Below are 18,687 nucleotides of genomic sequence, written 5' to 3' on the forward strand. Positions count from 1 at the left end.
CTTCGGAAGTGTGCCAGAGTTGATCCATGCCATTAAGGAGTACCTGACAATATCCAATGCCGACCCTAAACCGTTGGTGTGGAAAGCCTCCGCCAAAGCCATTCTTGACAAGCTCGCTCGTTGTAAAGCAGTTTATGAAACACTAGACTAGTGCCGCGTCAGGTCATTATCTGCCGATTCGCCAAGTTCCATGAGTGCCAGGTCCCCGGAGGCTGTCTCCTAAGTCAACGCTGTTGTCATTGCGAGAAGTCCTTCCGCAGAAGGACGACGAAGCAATCTCGGGGTGGTGTGATGCGGTCAGATAACGCCTATTTCTGCAACCAGGCACTAGCCATACCTGGGTCTTTTCTTAATCGCAAAACAGTGCTATAATACATCGATTATGTGTTAGGCGTATATTATATATTGCTTATCAGATATGCTAAGCTTAAGCTAGAGATGCCAGGAGAATCCGGGGTGGGGAAATTATGATAGGGCTCAGAAAATCGGGTATTGGTGCTGTGGGTGATGTTGCCTGGGGCACCCACTTCTGCCAGTTCTACCATACCAGAGAAGACCTGGTCGATATCCTGGTGCCCGATTTCTATCGGCTGTATCAGGGCAAGGGACAGATAGAGATGGTTCCCTACAGTGTGTGGTATCTCAAGGATGGTTCGTTTGATCTCTCGGGGCTTCTCAGTGGCCGCGTTCATAAAGCCACCCAGGCTCTGTCCAAGGGCTACGATGGTGTCAGAGTCACCGTCAACGTGGCGTGGCCGGACAAGAAGACCTGGAACAACTTTGTCTCTTATGAAGAAGAGTAAAACGGTTCAATGAACGGACACCCGATCCTGTCCCTTTGTTCCTATCCATTGGCCAAGTGCGGGTCATCGGGTTGACCAGACAGGGAAACAGCCATCTATACAGGATTGAGGCTCTCCAAAGACATGGCCATCAGCGGCGGGGGGTTTAATGATATCATTAGTGGCACTGTTGTTATAAGTTATAATGAGTAAGGATTGTCCTGATACCTTGCCGCACATAATCTTTGGGGTGACACAAAGCAAGGAGGTGTGATCATGAGTGCAGGGCGGGTTGTGCTTCTGGTCTTTGGCATCATTTTCCTGGTGGGTGCAGTCTTTATGATGGTTGCCGGCGGTGGCCTGGTCTGGGCCAATGGTACTTTTACCGATAACGAGGGATTTTTTGCCACGGAGACTTCCAGAATCGAAAGCGATGGCTATGCCATAGTTTCGGAACCTGTCCGCATAGACTGGGGTATGGAATGCGGGGTGGGATGGCGCTGCAGCCCCGGCAACCCGGTGACCTTCAAAATGGAAGGCTCGAACCGGGATGCCTCCAAGGGGATCTTCATCGGCATAGTCGAGGAGTCCGATGTAGACCAATACCTCAGAGGCGTGGAATACGATGAGATTGTACAGTGGCATGCTGATGACTTTGGTGTCGATGTTAAATATGACACACACGAAGGCACTGCTGTGCCTGCAGCCCCTGCTTCTCAAGACTGGGCAACATCTGTACATGGCACCGGTACCCGGACTCTGGAATGGGAACCCCAATCAGGGAACTGGGTGCTGGTGGTAATGAATGAAGATGGGTCTGCCGGCATTAACGTGGATGGGGCGGTTGGGGTGAAGGTACCCTGGGTATTTCGAGCCGGTGTGGGGCTTCTGATTGCGGGCGTGGTAGTCCTGGTGGCAGGGATTATCATGGTCTGTTTTGCAGCGCGAAGACCCAAGAAAACTGCTGCGTAGTGGCTGGAGGCAGAACGCCTGAATTCTGGGAGAGGATTATTTCTCCCTGCGTTGTGCTAACAACTGCTCGTAATAGGAGGAACGCCCCTTTTTCAGTATCTCCAGTATGATGGCCTGTGTTGCCCCGCCTACCCCCTTGATCCGGTGCAACTCTCCTCTCAGATCCGATAAAGGCTCTTTCAGCTGTGAGATGGAGTAGGCGGCGTAGCCGAAGGGGGATTTCCTTCCTTCTATCTTCAGCAGATAGTCGATGTGTTCCAGTATGACTATCACCAGGTCGTCTTTGCTCAAGATTTCCCCGTAAAGGGCCTGGGGCATACGGATGGGTAAACCGTACTTTTTGGCAATGGCGTTGAAGGCCATATTGAGCGAGCCCAAGTATTCCGCAGACGGTTCTCCCCACCTGTTGCCCGGATATGTCCTCTGATATCCCCCGTCAAGCTGGGCACGATACTTCTTGAGCGCGGCCATGAAGTAATCTCTCTGCTTGCCTTCTTTCAGCGTCATCCCTCCGAAGATGACGAAGTCCACGCCCGCTTCACTCGCTTTCCTCAGGGCCTCCTCCATCAGCCCTGCTGTATCAGTTACGAAAGGAATAACAGGAAGCAGAAACATGCCGCAGGCGATTCCCTGGCTCTTGAAGTAAGCCAGCGCCTGCAGTCTTTCGCTCGGAGATGGCACACCGGGTTCGAAGACAGCGCTGATGGTATCATCCACCGAGGAGAAACTGAAGCTAACAATCGCTCTGGTGCGCTCATTGATTGCCTTCAGAATATTGGTGTCCCTCATGATAAGGGTGGATTTAGTGAGCATGTGCACGGGAAAACCATATTGATAGACCAGTTCGAGGGCCCTTCGAGTCAATTGGTATTTCTTTTCGATGGGCTGGTAGCTGTCACCAACGCCGCCACCCACTATGATGAAGCTGCGCTTCAGAGGAATACGTTTCCTCGCCGGGTCCAACTCCCGGCGCAGGATATCAATGGCGTTCACCTTCACAGTAATGTCCTGTCCAAACTCTCCGTAGGTGTAGTAGCCCTCTGAACGCCCATCGCAATAGACGCAGTTGTGGCTGCACCCGCTGTACAGGTTCATTCCATAGCGCGATATGAACCAGGAGTCAATCTTCTTGTGCTTGCGCAATATCGATTTGGCTTCAATCTCCCTGATAGTCACTTCTTCTGTAAACCCGCTCCTTGTATTTATACTCATCCACTTTCAACAGGTTCATCACCCTGAGCGGTTCCTTTTTCACCAGATTCCGGCAGGCTCTGCAGGCTATCCAGTAGGAGTTCCTGTCCCCGCTTTCGACCAGTTCCTGGACCAGGTCGTAGACAAGATCGGGCAGCCGCCTGGCCATATCGCTCAGGTTGTTGCCGACGGAGGTACGCGGGTACGGGGAGCTTTCCTTGAACATGTTCCTCAGGATGGACAACGGATACTCCGGATTCCTGTAAAACCACGCGTTCTCTTTTACGGGCCGCAGCGTCTCGCTGACAAATCGCCGTACGTTGGGGTCTTCTGACTTTACTAGCTGCAGCAGGTACACCTTCATTTCCCGGGGGTGCTTCCGGATCAGCTTCCTAAAGAACATCTGGGCCAGCTCCAGTACGTCCCAGTGTTCAGAGGCTGCGGCGGACTCGAAGCGGGCGAGCACCTTTCCGTAGTCTCTCAGTCCATAGAAGGACAACATTCCCAGGCCAACGCCTTTGCATCTGAAGTCTTCGCTCCCTTCGAGTATCCTGGAGGCGATTTCGTATACTGCTGCATCCAACTCAACAAGCCGATCATAGAGGTATTCGCTGAGCAACTTGATGGTATAGACCCTTCCATAAGAAATGCGCTTGCTGTCAGGAATGCTGCGGTAGAGCTCATCCAGGATGTCAGAAATGCTTCCGATCGCGGAATCGTAATCTCCGCTCAGGATACTGTTCACGATTTTGTCCTGTATCCTGCCCTCGGTCTGGCCGTTCAGTATCCTCATGATCGGTCCCGGTTCATGATCTGCACAGGCTGCCTCCTCCTCCCGCTGCCGCGGAAGGGTGTTGTTTCAAAAGCGGCCAATCAGGGAAGAAAACGCTATGACTCGGCGCGTTTCTTCAACTCCTGGCAGTAGCGGTCGTAGGCGCGTTGCAGTTTCTTGCTGTAAAGCAGATTGACCACCGGTGTCAGCACGCCATGGAACTCCTCGTAATTGATGAAATGGGTGCGGCGATCGTCCAGGGGCTCGCAGATCTGCCAGCGGAAGCTCTTGATTCCCGGCCTTCCCCTGGTTCTTGACGTTCCCCAGCTTATCTTGTACTTTTCGGGTTCGTAGACCAGGAAGGCCTCGTGCTCGTCTTTCAGAAGCTGCTTCTCCGTCATCTGGCAGTCGAGGGTAAACTCTTCGCCAACCACTATTCTCTTGGCCCCTAACCTGGGAGTGAAAGTGTTCCACTCGGGGTAGTGCTCAAAGTCGATAATGATATTCCAAATCTTCTGCGCCGGAGCATTGATCTCGATTTCACTGCGCACTAACTTCATTCAGACCTCCTTTTGCCCGTCTCGATTTTGGTGACAACGACCTGAACCGGAAATGGCTGAGCTTGTATGGCAGATGACGAGTCGGGCTACCTCCAGGCTGTGGAGGCGGCAGGCCATTACAAACCTTAGCCATTCATCCCCAAGCCTATTGGAGAATACTACAACGGGAGACGCTTGACAAAGTGTCGACAGCTATATATGATAGATGGCGATATATCGTGATATATCGCCCGATAGACTGTGGCTGGAGGTGAGGGAATGTGGCGTAAGTTTTCTTTCGGTGAGTTTCATCCACCTTTCCTGGCACGCGGAGCTATAAAGTTCATCATTCTGGATCTGTTGAAAGACAAGCCCAAACACGGCTATGAAATAATGAAGGACATGGAAGCCAAGGGCGGCGGCCTGTACGCTGCAAGCCCGGGGTCCGTGTACCCCACTCTTCAGATGCTGGAGGAGATGGGCTATGTCGCTTCAAGGCCGGAGGGCAGCAAGAGAATCTATGAGATCACCCCGGAAGGGCGGACGTACCTGGCGGAGAACCAGGAAGCTGTCGAAGACATTCCGGATCCTCCGGATCCTATGAGCCTGCCGTTTGCACATTTGCTCAGGCCTGAGGCGCGCGATACAATGCAGGAATTGCATGGTTTAGTGGTTACGCTGGTCCGCGCTGCTCGCACCAAGAGACTGCACCGCCCCGAACAGTTTCAGCAGGTGCGGGATGTCATAGCCCGGTCTCGCAAGGAGATCGAGGACCTGCTCGGCAAATAGATGCATCAGACGAGGGACTGTTCATGGTGGGTAGCACAATGTGTAATTTGCAAAGGTCTCCACGGAGGATATAGTGAGAAGATGCAATATGATATATGACACAGAGGCAATGCCCGGTGAATATGCCGGACAACACTGATGGAGGAAAGGAGTGAGTATGAGTGTTATTCAAGCCAAGGGCCTAACCAAGATCTTCTCTGGCAACGTCAGAGCAGTAGATGGCATTGATTTCGAAGTCAGCGCCGGTGAGATATTCGCCTTCCTGGGGCCAAACGGCGCCGGCAAGACAACCACCATCAAGATGCTGAACACGCTCATCCAGCCTACCTCCGGGACCGCCATAGTGGCTGGCCTCGACGTGGCGAAGAATCCGACCGAGGTGCGCAAGCGCATCGGCTATGCGGCTCAGGACGTGGGAGTGGATGAGCGTGCCACCGGACGGGAGAACCTGACGCTTTACGGCCATTTCTACCGGCTGGATGGTAAGAAGATCAAGGAGCGGGTGAAGGAGTTGTTCGAGCTGGTCGATTTGGTTGGCTATGAAGACAAGATGGTCTCCTCTTACTCCGGAGGCATGCGCAAGCGGCTCGATCTGGCTATGGGCCTGATCCACCAGCCTCAGGTGATCTTCCTGGATGAGCCCACAACGGGGCTCGACCCCCAGACCAGGGCTCACCTCTGGGACTACATCAATAAACTGGCCAAGAGCATGGGCGTGGCCATATTCCTGACCACGCACTACATGGAGGAGGCGGACCGCCTGGCTGACCGCATCGCCATAATAGACCTGGGCAAGATAATGACTACCGGAACTTCCGATGAACTGAAGAAGTCCATAGGTGGCGATGTGGTGACACTCACTCCACCTATGGAGAAGGATGAGGAACGCAAGGCGTTCATCAAGCGTGCTGAGACGGCTCTGTCGGGCAAGCCATTCGTTATGGAGACGAAGCCGAGTGACGGAGAACTGGCGGTCTATGTGAAAGACGGCGGATCAGCCATACCCAGCATAATGCAGATCCTTGGCAGCCAGAACATCGAGGTGAAGACGATATCCATGGCGCGGCCGTCACTGGACGACGTCTTTCTGAAATACACCGGCAGCACCATACGGGCCCAGGAAGGCACGCGTACCAGCTTTGTACAGATGCGACGGCAGGCTAACAGGAGGCGAAACCAATGATGAATGCTTTGTCTGATACCTGGCAAATAGTACTGCGTGATCTCAGAGCACGGATCCGCATGCCTGTCTTCATATTCATGACCCTGTTCCAGCCGATACTGTGGCTGGTGCTCTTTAGTCAGATATTCACAAAACTTGGTGGCGGTGTCGGTGGTATTAGTGTATGGGGTCCTGGCGTCAGCTACCTTCAGGGTTTCGCGCCCGCCGTGATAGTCATGACCGTGCTGTTTGGCTCGGCCTTTGCCGGCTTTGGCACACTGATGGACATAGATGCAGGCATAATGGCCAAGATGCTGGCCACGCCGGTCAACCGGGTCTCCATCATAACCGGCCGTGTCACCGCCACCGTGGTGGTGGGAATCGTTCAAGCGCTCGTCGTCTTTGTCGTCGCCGCTATTATGGGCGTGCATGTAAAAACCGGCCTGCCTGGGATGCTGTTCGTGTTTCTGCTCGTGGCATTGCTCGGTATGGGATTCGCCGCCTTCTCCAATGGTCTGGCGTTGCTTCTCAGAAGGCAAGAGACAGTCATGGCGGTGGTCAATCTCTTTACCATGCCGCTGATGTTCATGTCTACTATGATGATGCCTCCCCAGGGTCTGCCGCCGTGGTTGAATGATGTCAGGCATTATAATCCGGTGGACTACGCTATAGTCGGCGTCCGCGATCTGGTGCTGCACGGATACGTGTGGTCTGATCTGTGGAAGTCGCTGGTAGTGCTTTGTGCCTTCGCTGTCGTGATGGTTGTCTTCGGCACCCTCATGTTCCGTACCAAGGCGGAGTGAAGACTTGCAGCAACCGGAGCTTACTCAAGGCTCGATTGCCATGAAGGAGACTAACTAGTGGAATATGCAATTCGAACGGAGAGTCTAGCCAAGACTTATGGCAAAGCCTTCAAAGCCCTGGACGGGATTTCTCTGCAGATAAAAAAGGGGGAAGTCGTTGGGTATGTTGGTCCCAACGGCGCCGGAAAGACCACCACTATCAAGATACTGACCGGCCTGATCAAGCCTACCTCAGGACATGCTTATGTGAACGGTATTGACGTCACAGCAAATCCAAGAGAGGCCCTTCGGACTATCGGAGCACTGATCGAAGTGCCCGGGGTGTATGACTACCTCACCCCTCACGAGATGCTGACCTACTTCGGCAGGGTCTACAGAATGAGCCGCGTGGATATAGATCGCAGAATCAAGGAGACCCTGGGGCTGGTCAAACTGTCAGACTGGGAACACAAGAAGATAGGGCCTTTCAGCACGGGCATGCTGCGAAGGCTCACCATAGCCAAAGCCATACTGCACAAACCGGACATCTTGATCCTCGACGAGCCGGTCCTCGGGTTGGACCCGGAAGGGATCAGGGAGATAAGAGAGCTGATACGGCAATTCCGCAGCCAGGGCATGACCGTTTTCCTCAGCTCCCATCTCCTGGGAGAGGTCGCTGAAGTCTGCAATACGGTGGTCTTCCTGAACAAGGGCAAAGTTGTCTCCACGGATTCCATAGAAGGCATCGGCCGCATGACGGGACATGCGGTGGTGGATGTGAAGTTTCTCAGGCCGCTGTCCCCTGAAGAAACGGAGAAACTGAGGACAATAGAACTGATAAAAAGCGTAGAGGTGAAAGACAACACCGCGCAACTGCGCTACGATGGGAAACCGGAGTCAAGCGTTCAAATACTGAGACGTCTGGTGTCCTTGAATCTTGATGTGGTGTCTTACCGTGTAGAGGGCACAGGACTGGAAGACTACTATGTCTCCGTCATGAGTGACGAGAAGGGTGGCAATTAGATGGCAACACGCGGAGAGAACATAAAGAACGATGTCTTCGACACTTCCCTGTCGGTCAGGTTTGAACTGGTGAAACACCTGAAGCACAGAAGGCTTCTCATCATGGCAGCACTGGCGGTTATTGTGCCTCTGCTCTTCTATATAAAGATCCCGGACACCGCGCCTGTGTTTGCTGCCAACGCCCTGTCCTTTGCCAACCTGCTGATAGTCATCTCGGCGGCCATGTTTGCCGGGGATGCGGTATGCGGTGAGTTTGAAAAGAAGACGAGCCTGCTCCTGTTCTCAACTCCGCAAAGTCGGCTCTCGATCTTTGCCGGTAAGTACATCGCTGCCTTGATGTCTACCTTCCTGGTGGTTCTGCTGTACTACCTCACCATGACGCTGCAGATCGGGCAACACTATGGATGGGGAGAGATTCCGACGGAACTGGGGAAATCCTTCCTCACGGACTAGATCTACTCTGCCAGCGCGGTGGGCGTAGTGTTCCTCTTCAGCAGCCTTCTGAAGCGCTCCATGCCTGCCACAATTGTTGGCTTTCTGTCTCTCATCATGGTATTGCCGGTTCTGTCTATGATCTTGACGGTTACGAACAACGAGCCCTGGTTCATCGTTACTTACTCGGCGGGTCTGATCACTGATGTGTTAGGTGTCTCAACCAGCTTCGGTGGGAGAGGGCCAGGAGAGCATATGAACAACATAACACAATATAACCCTGCTTTCGGGGTGGGAATAGCGGTGATGGTGGGCTATGCCGTCATAGCCTTTATGATCGGCATGTTGCTGGCAAACAGGAAGAGCGAGGAGTAACCACGTATCGTCTGCTCGATCTGACGTGTTTGCACAATAGTACCTGGATACAAAGATTGTGAAGATCCGGCTGCTCCAGGGTATTGCTAATCTGTCAACAGGCAACCTGTAGCCGTGCCCTGGAACAACGTTCTCTATCGGGGACAGAGCCTTCAGGCCGGAGTTCCCAGGAGAAATCATGGGGTACATAATTGAGCATGCTGCTCCGGTTCACTGCACTATCGCTTTCAAGATGCCGAATTATTAGTTATAATAGCTGATATGGTCTCAAGGCATATATGTCGAGTAGGATGTATTATCCGGGCTGCTGTCTCGGGGATCAGGTGCTGTTGCAGTCAGGCCCTGTTAATGGTTTATAGTATAATGCTCCAGGGTGTTGGTTTATGCCGGAGTGGAGCAGCCAGTCAGATTTGACAGGTGATGAATCGAGCTGCCATAACGGCTGGAGTGGATGTTTTGTCCATAGTCCATGAGATGGCGAAAGGAGTCAGACATGGGGAGGGCAAAAGAGCTTTATGAGACGATTACGGCGGACTACTTTCCTGCGGAGTCAGAGGAGCACCGCAGAGATGTTATCCGGTTGCTTGGTAGAATGGCCAGGAGGGGTGATCGGGAAGCCAGCGAAGCGCTTCAGAGCCTGACTGATCATCCTTATCTGGATTATGAGTTGAGGCGCATAGCTTCTGAAGAACTTACCCGCCAGGAGGGACCAGAGGTGGAGAAGGCAAAAGAAATCTACGAAATGATTACGGCGGATTACTTTCCTGCGGAATCCGAGGAGCACCGTAAAGATGCTATCCGGTTGCTTGGTAGAATGGCCGGGAAGGGCGATCGGGAAGCCAGTGAAGCACTTCAGAACCTGGTGGATCATCCCTATCTGGATTATGAGTTGAGACGCGTAGCTTCCGAAGAACTCACCATCGAGGAGGGCTGAGCGCGCCGGGCATCCCGCAGTGCTGTGGCGCTCAAATAGCTGCTTTCATTGGCTACGATAGCACGCAATCATGGAGGCAGGTGATCATGGAAGAACTGATTGGAAGAGCAGCCAAAGACCTGGTCAATGCAAAATACGCTGTTGCTTTGACCGGCGCCGGGATTTCCACTGAATCCGGAATTCATGATTTCCGGGGTCCGGAGGGGATCTGGACCAGGCACCCCGAGGCAGAAATGCAGGCCTACGAGGCCTATGACAAGCTGCTGCTGGACCCAAAGGGGCACTGGGAGCAGATGCTGACACCAGGCAGTTTCTTCAGCCTGTTCGATGAGATTGGGAATGCCTTGCCGAACCGGGGCCATCGTGCTCTGTCTGAACTGGAAAAGGCGGGTGTTCTGAAGATGGTGATTACCCAGAATGTGGACGGCCTTCACCAGAAGGCAGGCAGCCAGAAGGTCATCGAGTACCATGGTGGCCTCACCAAGCTGAGATGCATGTCCTGTGGTTCGAGGTATGGCCGGAACGAGTATGATCTGGAAAAGCTGAAGAGGGACAACCAGTTGCCCCCTCGATGTAAGAAGTGCAAAGGCATTCTGAAACATGACGGAGTCTATTTCGGAGAACCAATCCCTTCCGATGTGGCCCACGAAAGTCTGGAGGTTGCCTGGAAGTGCGATCTGATGCTGATCTGCGGGACCTCGGCGGTGGTCTATCCTTTTGCACAGTTGCCGAGGGTAGCCCGGGAAAAGAGGGCGGGCGGGAACCCCGGAGTGACCATTATTGAAGTGAATGGCGAGGCCACCCCCTTGACTCATGAGAAGGTCTCCGATTACCTCATCCAGGGGAAAACCGGAGAGATCCTGCCCAGGATAGTGGATGAGGTGAAAAAGTATCGGACTTAGGCAAGCGTATCAATACCCTGGCGGACTGGATGTTTGGGGCAAAACATCTGGTAGTATTCACAGGCGCCGGCATCAGCACCGAGTCTGGCCTGGCTGACTTCTGCGGCCCGGATGGCATCTGGACCCGCCAGGCCAGGGGACTTCCGGCGAAGACCATGGATTTCTCCTCAGTGCAACCAAACGCCGGCCACATGGCTATCGTAGAGCTCCAGAGACTGGGCAAACTGGCCTTCCTCATCTCCCAGAATGTGGACAACCTTCACCTGAGATCGGGGATAAATCCTGACTTGCTGGCAGAGCTCCATGGCAACGTTACCAAGCTGCGGTGCAGCGGCTGCGAATTCCTGATGGACAACTTCGGTGATCATCTCCCCTGCCCGATCTGTGGCGGCACTATGCTCTCCAGCGTGGTCAATTTCGGCCAGTCGTTGCCTCAAAGGGATCTGGCCGATGCTTACGGGCAATCACGAAAGGCCGACGTTTTTCTTGTTGTCGGCTCGAGCCTGGTGGTGACGCCGGCTGCGGATATGCCCGGAGTTGCCCTGAAGTCGGGGGCCCGGCTGGTGATTATTAACCAGGGTGAGACGCCGCTGGACCGAAGTGCGCATCTCCGTTTCGAGGAGGGGATTGGGGAGGTATTGCCGGCAGCCGCGGCCCGGTTGAAGGAACTCATGCAGGTACCCTGAGAAGAGCGGCCAACTTCACCTTTCAGTGTCTTTGCAGGGCACAAGGATCACAGCATCTTTGCGAAGCCCACAGTGCTGAAGCAATCCCAAGGGCAGTATTACTGTGGCGTGGGGAGATTGCTCCCCTTGCCTTTGTGAGTGATCGCAATGACGAGAGGCTTCCACTGACGGATTAAGAATGGGGTGGTTCTGTCAAAAGAGAGGCCTGACGCGCTTCGGTCCAACGCCCTGCGGAAGCGGCAGTGCATCCTTGTCTCTCCCCTCCGCATACCGCTGCAACCCTTCTGCAAATTGCCGGGCTTCATCCACAGTGTCAAAAAGGCCCATGACACATGTATCCGGGCTCTGAAGAAGGTGGGCCCTGACTACCCAGTTCGCCTTCTCTTTCTCTACAGCCGGCTTCTTCGGTGCGCGCTCCGCAGGCGCCGTGGCATAGGCGCCGCCCCCGATCTCGGTGATGGTGATCTGCTTGATGGCCCCCACTCTCACCATCTCCGTGCGGTCTTTGTTCCAGAGAAACCTTTCTTCGCTCATACGGCACCCCCCGTCTGTTGTTTCCAGCCGTCTGATTTACAGATTCAAAGGTTCCGGCCTGAAGAGATCTGCGCTGTCTGCAATACGCCCCGGTGCCCCCTGCCAACAGAAGAAGGAATTACGGCAACAGGTGAACCTGGCATGTAAACGTGCTGTTCTTGCTCCGCAGTCCGCTGAAAAAGAGGAAGTCTATTCCACGTGGGCCCGGCAATTGCTGCCACAGTTGCTGCCGCAATCGCTCTGGGGTGCCTGGCATTCGCTGCCACAGTCACATTCGGACGGGCAGCCCTCATCTCCTCTGTTGATGACCAGATGCGGCCCCTCATTGGTATCAACCATATCTATGACCACGCTCATGCGTTCCAGTGTCTGGCCCAACTCGGGAGCTACATGCAGGACAGCAGTTTCCTGGCTTCCCACTACAGCATCCCCTTTCACCACTTCACCGATCCACAGGTTGAACCCCTGGGCATTAGCCTCAATCCTCAAGACATGTTTGGGATCGGTGGCATGGGCTGACAGAATCCCCTTCAGCTCTTGCCCCGCACGCTCCGTTACCGTTAGCATTCAAGCTCCTTTCCCTGCCAGGTGATTCGCTTAACTCACGGCGCAAGAGCCCGGGCTCAACCACTGCAAGGGAAGCAAACCCCTATTTACCATATCAAATAATGTGGTTATGTTAATTCCCCTGGCTGCGCGGTGTCAAGTTGAGCGAGTGGCAATAATGAATAGAGCCGCAGAGGGTGGTTCGAGAACCGCCCTCTACACCGGTTGTCATTCTCGTGACAATGGAGGTTGGGGTCAGTATTTCGGGGGCGTCCGCCGTTTCTTTGCGGGTTTCTTTGCGGGAGGGCGGCTGCTGGAGCGGCGGAGGGGCTTCTTGACTGGTGACACGGGCGGCGGAGGGTCATCCTCGTGGTACACAATCAGACGCGGCCCATCAGGGGTGTCCTGGCAGTCTATGATCACGCGGGCTTTCGCCAGGAGCCTCTTCAGATCAGGAGATACGCGCAGGATAATGGTCTCCTCGCTCCCCATGAGGGAGTCTCCCTTTACCTTGGGGCCCAGCCATAATGAGAAGCCATCGTTCTCGGTATCGATCCGCAGGACATGTGAGGGATCGGTGGCCTTGGCTGCCAGAATGGCCTTAAATTCCTGTGCTGCACGCTCGGTTATAGTTAACAAGTAGCCTCCTTTTATCCTCTATTTCCCCCTCAAGAATTCGTCCATTCCATTGACCAGCCTCAGACTCTCCTCCTCAGAGAGGCTCTGGTTGCTCTCCAGTTTGGCCATGGATTCCTCAATGTAGGGAACGTTGTTCCGCGCTTCTGCCAGTTTTCCGTTCTGACTCCTGATCTCCCCGTCGAGGTCACTGAAGTCGATTCCCAGCTCCAATCTCTGGTCGATGAATTCCAGTACCTTCTTCTTGGACTTGGTATCATCGATACCGGCGAGATAGAAGGGGATAGGCACCCATAGGCTGACCGCGGGGATGTTCCTCCGCTTGGCTGCCCACAGGAGAAAGGAATTCAACGTAGGCCGCTGGCCCAGGGGTGTTTCATAGTCGAACTCTCCGAGAAGCTGGAATGGGGTCAGGGCCTCTTTCGTCTCTGATGAATTGAAATTAGCCACCAGCTCCCGTGGCGTGGTGTGAGCACTGACGGCCACCATCCCCCCGATGGCATGAAGCTCCCTCACGTGGCAATAGTGCTCGGCGACATCCAGCATAAGATTCAGGAATCGGTACCACTCCAAGGCGGGTGAGTTGCTCTCGAAGAGTACCAGTTTATGCTGGGGAGAGGCGTAGAAACGGCTCTCCGGGAACTGCACCAGGCTATCCTCGATGGCAACGCCCCCCAGGGGGAAGAACTCTACGGGTTCAATCTCACAAAAGCTCTCGCATCCCAGTTTCCTCTTCAAGTAGGCCACCACCTTCGGCCCCAGTTGGCCCACATCTTCGCTCCAGGCAACCACCAGCGAGGAAGACGGCAGATCCGGACGCCGGGAGAATTTAAGAGGGTCTTTCACCACCGGTATCTCCCTTCTTGAAGAGTTCGTCCACGTGTTCTTTGATCCACTTCGCATCCTCTTCGGTTATCGCCTCCGGCCTGACCTGCCTGGCAATCCTCCTCTGCCCGATCCTCTCCTTCATCGGCGGTGGCAGGCTCTCGCAGATGCTTTCTATAAAACCATCGACCTGGGCCGTCATCCTGTCAAGGGACTCATAATTGATCCCGAGCCCCAGGAAACGGGTGAGGACTTCCAGCACCGACCTCGAGGCTCTGGGGTAGGGGAAGGGAATCCCGGAGAGATAATCCGGTATCTCGCCCATCAAACAGACAGCCTCAAAACCCCTCCTCCCGGCCATTCCCAGCAGGAGCCCGTTCATGCCGGTAATGCTGCCGCCGCCTCTGATGCCCTCGATCTCGCTCATGAGGACGGTATTCTCACAACTCTTCAGGTCCTGGATCAGAGACTCTGTGGTGGTCACTGCCCAGACCCTTGGTCTGACTGCATGGTGGGTCAGAGCCACGGCTGCGCCTGAGGTATAGACCCTGCGGCAGCCGAACCTTTCCGCCACATCCAGGACCAGACCACCCATCTCATAAGCCTTTCTCCCCTCGGCATACATTCTGCCCCCATCGGTGGGCTGTTCCTCTGCAACAAAGATGATCAAATCCCTGCCTTCGCCCTTCTTGTAGTAGAACCTGCCGCCAGGGAACTCCATATCGGTAATCACACCGGCCTTGATGATGACCTTCCTGGGGTAGAAAAAGTCCCAGGGCTCTATGTCTCCTAATTCCTCCACGCCGATCTGGGTTCTCAGGGTGTCAACGGCAAGGGCGCCGATATTCCCGATCCCGGGCCAGCAGGCCACCATATCCGGTTTCTCCAGCACTGGCTCTTTCCAGAGTCTGATTCCCAACTCTTACCTCTCTTTCAAGTGGTCTCTCTTTAAGAGTATATCCTTGTTTTGGCTTCTGGCAAAGACAGTGCTTCATAACCTTAATCCGTGGGGCCTTATGACGTAATCCATCGGTGGCCCTTGGTGGTGTCATCCCTGCGGCTATATGCCATTCCCGCTCCCTCATGTCATTCCCGTGCAAACGGGAATCCAGCGAATCCACGACCTCTGCCCGTGGGTATCTCTATGTCGTTGCGAGGCACATGCTATAGTGTCTTTGCGAGGAGCCCTTCTTAGGAAGGGCGACGAAGCAATCTCAGTATGGGAGGCAAATGTCATTCCAGCGAAGCTTGTCCCCGTGAAAACGGGGAGCGGGAATCCAGTCACCCATGAGCTATGAGCTCTCAATACGCGATGAGATTCTTTCGCTCCGCTCGAAATGGCAATCGGCACATGTCGTTCCTACTGCAATATGTCATTGTTCTCATCCACAGGCTCAGTCGTGTTTCTGGTGGAGACGGGGGAGAGCGGGTGTCTCAGAAACAACCAAAGCGGGGACGCCTCTGGCTGAATGATGGGTCCTGTGTCAGACTCAGACCAGAGTACAAGGATCACGTGTGGAGCTATGATCTGGCAGCATCAAGGACATCTGATGGGAGGCCATTTCACATACTGTCCATACTCGATGAATACACCAGGGAACGTCTGGACATGGTGGTTAGCCGTCGCATCAGCTCACAGGACGTCATTGATCAGGTAACAGTGTGATACTATAGAACGTGCACCGGGGGTGGAAAATTAACCTGAGAAACGACAAACCGGGCCAGGACTTCCCACAGAGGTCTGCTGGGGCCGATTGCGGCGAATATCTCGTCCATCGTCGGCCGATGTTCTTTATCGGTGAATATGCCTCTAGCCATAGTTTTCAGTTACCCTGCCCTGCCGATCGCTCTGATGGCGGCGTTCTCTCCGGCGACATAGCCTGTGGAGCAGGCGGCCTGGAGGTTGTAGCCGCCGGTGTCGGCGTCCAGATCCAGCACCTCGCCGCAGAGGTAAAGGCCATTCACCAGGCGGGAGGCCATGGTCTGAGGATCGATCTCCTTGAGGGAGACACCGCCGGCGGTGACCGTGGCGACGGCCATGGACAGCGGGCCCTTGATGTTGAAGCAGAGCGACTTGAGCAGGCGCAACAGCCGCTCGCGCTCCTCGGCTTTTATCTGGTGCCCCAGCCTGTCGGGCGGGATGCCAGTCAGCCGGATAAAGGGATCAACCATCTTGTGGGGCAGCAGCCCGTCGAGGATGTGGCGGTAGGTACGCCTTCCGTAGCGGTCGAAGTCACGCTGCAGCCGCTGGCGCAGTTGTTCCTCATCGAAGGTCGGGAAGAGATCGATGGAGATACTGACAGGGCCATGCTCCAGCGCATCGACGACAGCCAGGCTCATCAGCAGGGTTATCGGCCCGCTGATGCCGAAGTGGGCCATCATCACCTCGCCAGTGCGGCTTTCGATGATGGGGGGCGGCGGTTTCTTGCCAGCTATGCCACGTCCATAATCCCTGGTTGGGGTCAGAGACGGATTGATCTCATCGGCGGGGCACTGATAGGCAGTGAGGCGTACATGGTGCAGGCTGACTCCCTGCATGCTCTTGGCCAGTTCTGCCTCACCGACAATAAGAGGAACCAGAGCGGGACGCAATTTGACGATGGTATGGCCGATGGCAGCCGCCAGGCGATAGCTATCACCGCTGGAGCCGGTCTCGGGATAGGAAGCGCCTCCAGCGGCCAGGACCACGGCGGCCGCGCGATGCTCCTCCTGCTCTGTCCGGACGCTGACTATCTTCCCCTTTTCAACCCGTATGGAGGCCACCGGGGCGCGGGCCAGTGTTCGGACATTGCCATTGGATATGTACTGCTCCAGGGCTCTGACAACATCGCTGGCATCGCCGGAGGCGGGGAAAATCCGCCCATCCGGTTCGGTTTCAGTCTCCACGCCATAGCGGCCCAGGAGCGCCAGCAGGTCATGGCGGAAGAAATGGCCAAACGCAGGGTAAAGAAACCGTCCGTTGGGGCCATACATCGGGATGAAGTCATCCAGTTCCCTGGCGTTGGTCAGGTTGCAGCGGGTCTTGCCGCTGAGGCGGAGTTTGTTGCCAGGGCGCTCCGTCTTCTCTAGCAGAAGGACGCTAGCACCAAGCTCGGCCGCCCGTCCGGCGGCTATCATGCCGCTGGCCCCCCCGCCAATGATGATGACCTGCTTTGCTATCATGAGATAACTCTTAATGCGTAGGAGTGCCCTCTCATTCTTGAAATGGCTGACGTATTGTAGCATTCTATTTAGAGAGGCGTAAGTTTGGCCTCGAGTAGTACTACTACGTTAAGGTAAGATGAGTCCATGCGCCGTTTTGTGACCAAGCCACAGAAGGGACAAATTCCTGTCCAGCGGGCGAGCATGCACTGGAGTTCACGGCGCACTCTCGGCAGCGACCAGCGCTGTCCAGAAGTTTTTTTTAATGTACAGATTCTCCAGAGTCAAGAAACCAAAGGCCATCATGGTCATGGTGACATGGTGATGCCATCCCTGCCAGAAGCGCCCCTCATAATGGTCCAGACCCAGTTCATCTTTGAGCTGCTGGTAGCCCTGCTCGATCCACCAGCGTATCTTGGCCAAGCGCACCAGGCTCAGGAGACTGGTGTCTCCCGGGAGGTTGGCCAGCCAGAACTTCGTGGGAGCTGTCTCCTCCTCAGGCCACTCCGCTAACAGCCAGAGGGTTTCCTCTTTGGGGCCGCCATGGTGGTAGCTATGGCTGGGCAAGACGCGTGTGGCGGCGAAACGACTGGTCATGGGTCCCCTGGTGCCCTCGCGCCAGGTGACACGTTGCCAGCGTTCTTGAGGCCAGCTCTGACCCACCTCAGCCACGCTCATCGAAGCACCCACCTCCAAAGGTTTACGCCGCGGCCGGCTACGGCATACCCGGGACGGAGTCACCAGATTGCTCGAATCGACCCAAACCGTGGTTGTGTTCTGGATTCCCACCACGAAGAGCAACTTGCGTTCAGCCAGGCCCGTCCGAAACTCCGTGGTGTTGCCATAGCCCGCGTCGGCGCTGACCACGCCTTTGGGTACCTCCCATGACAGAGCTCGATCGATCAACGCCAAAGCCAGTGCCCACTTGGGCTGAAAAGTCACATCCTGCGGGATGCCCGCCTTCTGGCGACGCTCTTCTTCCAGCCACTCTTCGGGCAGATAAAGGGCAAAGTCCAGTGGCACCGCCGCATCGTCGGTAGCGTAGTGCAGGCTCACTGCCACCTGACAGTTGCCAATCTTGCCCAGCGTCCCGGAGTACTGGCGTGCCACCCCCACCGAGTGGCTCCCTTTCTTCGGAAACCCGGTATCGTCTACCACCCATGCCGCCACCGGATGCAGCGTTTCTATCAACCGATGAGCCAGCCCTTTCCGCAGGGGATCCCAGGGCCACGGACTCTGACCGATAAACTGCTGCATCGCTTGCACGTTGCCGTCCGACACATGGGCGGCCATGCTCGCCGTTGCCTTGCGTCCACCTGTCGCTAGCAGTCCCCGCACATAGACACCACCCCACCGACGACGCTCCGAGCGGCCCAGGGACACCAACATGCTGTCCAGAAAACCCTTCAGTCGTTCGCGTTGAGCACGTGTTTTGTTCATGACCATAGTATATGCTCAACGCCAGGTCTTTCTCAAGAGTACTTAACGTAATAGTACTAGTTGGGTGATCTGTTCTGGTGCTGGTTCTTGTATTAAGCTCTTTCTGTATTCTTCCTGTAGTTCCTCGGGTATCTCCTCATCATCGCCATAGAGTAGTGCTTCTGAGATCATGGTCTGCCCTTAAATAGCTTACCGTCAAGCGTTGTCTGCGTGATTACGCCTCC

Annotated in this window: 22 protein-coding genes and 1 pseudogene; 11 read left to right on the plus strand and 12 right to left on the minus strand. The window is 55.0% G+C overall.

The window, feature by feature from the left end; translation table 11 throughout:
- The first annotated feature begins 467 nt into the window (after nucleotides 1–467).
- Complete coding sequence (locus NTZ04_04080) at nucleotides 468–803, plus strand: MEDS domain-containing protein (protein ID MCX5991495.1); 336 nt, start codon at nucleotides 468–470, stop codon at nucleotides 801–803.
- 255 nt (nucleotides 804–1,058) lie between these two features.
- The gene (locus NTZ04_04085; protein ID MCX5991496.1) at nucleotides 1,059–1,754 is read left to right on the plus strand and encodes a hypothetical protein; all 696 of its coding nucleotides are present in this window, start codon (nucleotides 1,059–1,061) and stop codon (nucleotides 1,752–1,754) included.
- A 36-nt stretch (nucleotides 1,755–1,790) separates the two neighbouring features.
- On the opposite strand, the gene NTZ04_04090 is transcribed toward NTZ04_04085, so the two are convergent.
- From NTZ04_04090 to NTZ04_04100, 3 genes are all read right to left on the minus strand, one after another.
- Nucleotides 1,791–2,966, minus strand: coding sequence for a radical SAM protein (locus NTZ04_04090; GenBank protein MCX5991497.1), 1,176 nt, complete (start codon nucleotides 2,964–2,966; stop codon nucleotides 1,791–1,793).
- On the minus strand, nucleotides 2,911–3,738 hold the full coding sequence (locus NTZ04_04095) for a hypothetical protein (protein MCX5991498.1): 828 nt from the start codon (nucleotides 3,736–3,738) through the stop codon (nucleotides 2,911–2,913). Before NTZ04_04095 ends, NTZ04_04090 begins: the two co-directional genes overlap by 56 nt.
- A 95-nt stretch (nucleotides 3,739–3,833) precedes the next feature.
- Nucleotides 3,834–4,277 (minus strand): SRPBCC domain-containing protein, encoded by a 444-nt coding sequence (locus NTZ04_04100; protein ID MCX5991499.1) that lies wholly within the window; start codon nucleotides 4,275–4,277, stop codon nucleotides 3,834–3,836.
- A 258-nt stretch (nucleotides 4,278–4,535) separates the two neighbouring features.
- Here NTZ04_04100 and NTZ04_04105 point away from each other — a divergent pair, with 258 nt between their 5' ends.
- The 5 genes from NTZ04_04105 to NTZ04_04125 all read left to right on the plus strand — a co-directional run bounded on the left by NTZ04_04105 (nucleotide 4,536) and on the right by NTZ04_04125 (nucleotide 8,465).
- Nucleotides 4,536–5,045, plus strand: coding sequence for a PadR family transcriptional regulator (locus NTZ04_04105; protein MCX5991500.1), 510 nt, complete (start codon nucleotides 4,536–4,538; stop codon nucleotides 5,043–5,045).
- Nucleotides 5,046–5,202: 157 nt separating this feature from the next.
- Entirely contained in the window at nucleotides 5,203–6,228 is a 1,026-nt protein-coding gene (locus tag NTZ04_04110; GenBank protein MCX5991501.1) for an ATP-binding cassette domain-containing protein, read from the plus strand.
- Complete coding sequence (locus NTZ04_04115) at nucleotides 6,225–7,010, plus strand: ABC transporter permease (GenBank protein MCX5991502.1); 786 nt, start codon at nucleotides 6,225–6,227, stop codon at nucleotides 7,008–7,010. The genes NTZ04_04110 and NTZ04_04115 overlap by 4 nt, the downstream gene beginning before the upstream one ends.
- A gap of 57 nt (nucleotides 7,011–7,067) precedes the next feature.
- A complete protein-coding gene (locus NTZ04_04120) occupies nucleotides 7,068–8,012 on the plus strand; it encodes an ABC transporter ATP-binding protein (protein ID MCX5991503.1) in 945 nt (314 codons plus the stop codon).
- Nucleotides 8,013–8,465: an ABC transporter permease subunit gene (locus NTZ04_04125; protein ID MCX5991504.1), complete on the plus strand. Its 453-nt coding sequence runs from the start codon at nucleotides 8,013–8,015 to the stop codon at nucleotides 8,463–8,465. It abuts the gene before it with no gap.
- Nucleotides 8,466–8,467: 2 nt separating this feature from the next.
- Here NTZ04_04125 and NTZ04_04130 read toward each other — a convergent pair whose 3' ends face one another.
- Nucleotides 8,468–8,620 (minus strand): hypothetical protein, encoded by a 153-nt coding sequence (locus NTZ04_04130; GenBank protein ID MCX5991505.1) that lies wholly within the window; start codon nucleotides 8,618–8,620, stop codon nucleotides 8,468–8,470.
- Nucleotides 8,621–9,312: 692 nt separating this feature from the next.
- Between NTZ04_04130 and NTZ04_04135 the strand changes: the two genes are divergently transcribed.
- The 3 genes from NTZ04_04135 to NTZ04_04145 all read left to right on the plus strand — a co-directional run bounded on the left by NTZ04_04135 (nucleotide 9,313) and on the right by NTZ04_04145 (nucleotide 11,341).
- Nucleotides 9,313–9,753, plus strand: a complete 441-nt coding sequence (locus NTZ04_04135; protein ID MCX5991506.1) for a hypothetical protein — start codon at nucleotides 9,313–9,315, stop codon at nucleotides 9,751–9,753.
- 86 nt (nucleotides 9,754–9,839) lie between these two features.
- Nucleotides 9,840–10,655, plus strand: a complete 816-nt coding sequence (locus tag NTZ04_04140) for an NAD-dependent deacylase (GenBank protein MCX5991507.1) — start codon at nucleotides 9,840–9,842, stop codon at nucleotides 10,653–10,655.
- Between the two features lie 29 nt (nucleotides 10,656–10,684).
- Nucleotides 10,685–11,341 carry an NAD-dependent deacetylase gene (locus NTZ04_04145; GenBank protein MCX5991508.1) on the plus strand — a complete coding sequence of 219 codons (657 nt, stop codon included), beginning with the start codon at nucleotides 10,685–10,687 and terminating at the stop codon, nucleotides 11,339–11,341.
- Nucleotides 11,342–11,533: 192 nt separating this feature from the next.
- Here NTZ04_04145 and NTZ04_04150 read toward each other — a convergent pair whose 3' ends face one another.
- From NTZ04_04150 to NTZ04_04170, 5 genes are all read right to left on the minus strand, one after another.
- On the minus strand, nucleotides 11,534–11,875 hold the full coding sequence (locus NTZ04_04150) for a hypothetical protein (protein ID MCX5991509.1): 342 nt from the start codon (nucleotides 11,873–11,875) through the stop codon (nucleotides 11,534–11,536).
- A 189-nt stretch (nucleotides 11,876–12,064) separates the two neighbouring features.
- Nucleotides 12,065–12,442 (minus strand): hypothetical protein, encoded by a 378-nt coding sequence (locus NTZ04_04155; protein MCX5991510.1) that lies wholly within the window; start codon nucleotides 12,440–12,442, stop codon nucleotides 12,065–12,067.
- 234 nt (nucleotides 12,443–12,676) lie between these two features.
- The gene (locus NTZ04_04160; protein ID MCX5991511.1) at nucleotides 12,677–13,060 is read right to left on the minus strand and encodes a hypothetical protein; all 384 of its coding nucleotides are present in this window, start codon (nucleotides 13,058–13,060) and stop codon (nucleotides 12,677–12,679) included.
- An 18-nt stretch (nucleotides 13,061–13,078) separates the two neighbouring features.
- On the minus strand, nucleotides 13,079–13,903 hold the full coding sequence (locus NTZ04_04165; protein ID MCX5991512.1) for a PAC2 family protein: 825 nt from the start codon (nucleotides 13,901–13,903) through the stop codon (nucleotides 13,079–13,081).
- Nucleotides 13,887–14,801, minus strand: a complete 915-nt coding sequence (locus NTZ04_04170) for a PAC2 family protein (GenBank protein MCX5991513.1) — start codon at nucleotides 14,799–14,801, stop codon at nucleotides 13,887–13,889. The genes NTZ04_04165 and NTZ04_04170 overlap by 17 nt, the downstream gene beginning before the upstream one ends.
- A gap of 465 nt (nucleotides 14,802–15,266) precedes the next feature.
- Between NTZ04_04170 and NTZ04_04175 the strand changes: the two are divergent.
- Nucleotides 15,267–15,539, plus strand: a pseudogene (locus NTZ04_04175) (hypothetical protein).
- Between the two features lie 11 nt (nucleotides 15,540–15,550).
- Here the strand turns inward: NTZ04_04175 and NTZ04_04180 are convergent.
- From NTZ04_04180 to NTZ04_04190, 3 genes are all read right to left on the minus strand, one after another.
- Nucleotides 15,551–15,700: a hypothetical protein gene (locus NTZ04_04180; protein MCX5991514.1), complete on the minus strand. Its 150-nt coding sequence runs from the start codon at nucleotides 15,698–15,700 to the stop codon at nucleotides 15,551–15,553.
- 9 nt (nucleotides 15,701–15,709) lie between these two features.
- On the minus strand, nucleotides 15,710–17,044 hold the full coding sequence (locus NTZ04_04185; GenBank protein ID MCX5991515.1) for an NAD(P)/FAD-dependent oxidoreductase: 1,335 nt from the start codon (nucleotides 17,042–17,044) through the stop codon (nucleotides 15,710–15,712).
- 195 nt (nucleotides 17,045–17,239) lie between these two features.
- Nucleotides 17,240–18,463, minus strand: coding sequence for an IS701 family transposase (locus tag NTZ04_04190; GenBank protein ID MCX5991516.1), 1,224 nt, complete (start codon nucleotides 18,461–18,463; stop codon nucleotides 17,240–17,242).
- Nucleotides 18,464–18,687 lie beyond the last annotated feature (224 nt).

The sequence above is a fragment of the Chloroflexota bacterium genome (assembly GCA_026389585.1).
Taxonomy (GTDB): Bacteria; Chloroflexota; Dehalococcoidia; order UBA2247; family RBG-13-53-26; genus JAPLHP01.

Coding starts and splice junctions, on each gene's coding strand:
- NTZ04_04080 (MCX5991495.1), top strand. CDS start 468: ATGATAGGGCTCAGAAAATCGGGTATTGGTGCTGTGGGTGATGTTGCC.
- NTZ04_04085 (MCX5991496.1), top strand. CDS start 1,059: ATGAGTGCAGGGCGGGTTGTGCTTCTGGTCTTTGGCATCATTTTCCTG.
- NTZ04_04090 (MCX5991497.1), bottom strand. CDS start 2,966: ATGAGTATAAATACAAGGAGCGGGTTTACAGAAGAAGTGACTATCAGG.
- NTZ04_04095 (MCX5991498.1), bottom strand. CDS start 3,738: ATGAGGATACTGAACGGCCAGACCGAGGGCAGGATACAGGACAAAATC.
- NTZ04_04100 (MCX5991499.1), bottom strand. CDS start 4,277: ATGAAGTTAGTGCGCAGTGAAATCGAGATCAATGCTCCGGCGCAGAAG.
- NTZ04_04105 (MCX5991500.1), top strand. CDS start 4,536: ATGTGGCGTAAGTTTTCTTTCGGTGAGTTTCATCCACCTTTCCTGGCA.
- NTZ04_04110 (MCX5991501.1), top strand. CDS start 5,203: ATGAGTGTTATTCAAGCCAAGGGCCTAACCAAGATCTTCTCTGGCAAC.
- NTZ04_04115 (MCX5991502.1), top strand. CDS start 6,225: ATGATGAATGCTTTGTCTGATACCTGGCAAATAGTACTGCGTGATCTC.
- NTZ04_04125 (MCX5991504.1), top strand. CDS start 8,013: ATGGCAACACGCGGAGAGAACATAAAGAACGATGTCTTCGACACTTCC.
- NTZ04_04130 (MCX5991505.1), bottom strand. CDS start 8,620: ATGAACCAGGGCTCGTTGTTCGTAACCGTCAAGATCATAGACAGAACC.
- NTZ04_04135 (MCX5991506.1), top strand. CDS start 9,313: ATGGGGAGGGCAAAAGAGCTTTATGAGACGATTACGGCGGACTACTTT.
- NTZ04_04140 (MCX5991507.1), top strand. CDS start 9,840: ATGGAAGAACTGATTGGAAGAGCAGCCAAAGACCTGGTCAATGCAAAA.
- NTZ04_04145 (MCX5991508.1), top strand. CDS start 10,685: ATGTTTGGGGCAAAACATCTGGTAGTATTCACAGGCGCCGGCATCAGC.
- NTZ04_04150 (MCX5991509.1), bottom strand. CDS start 11,875: ATGAGCGAAGAAAGGTTTCTCTGGAACAAAGACCGCACGGAGATGGTG.
- NTZ04_04155 (MCX5991510.1), bottom strand. CDS start 12,442: ATGCTAACGGTAACGGAGCGTGCGGGGCAAGAGCTGAAGGGGATTCTG.
- NTZ04_04180 (MCX5991514.1), bottom strand. CDS start 15,700: ATGGCTAGAGGCATATTCACCGATAAAGAACATCGGCCGACGATGGAC.
- NTZ04_04185 (MCX5991515.1), bottom strand. CDS start 17,044: ATGATAGCAAAGCAGGTCATCATCATTGGCGGGGGGGCCAGCGGCATG.
- NTZ04_04190 (MCX5991516.1), bottom strand. CDS start 18,463: ATGAACAAAACACGTGCTCAACGCGAACGACTGAAGGGTTTTCTGGAC.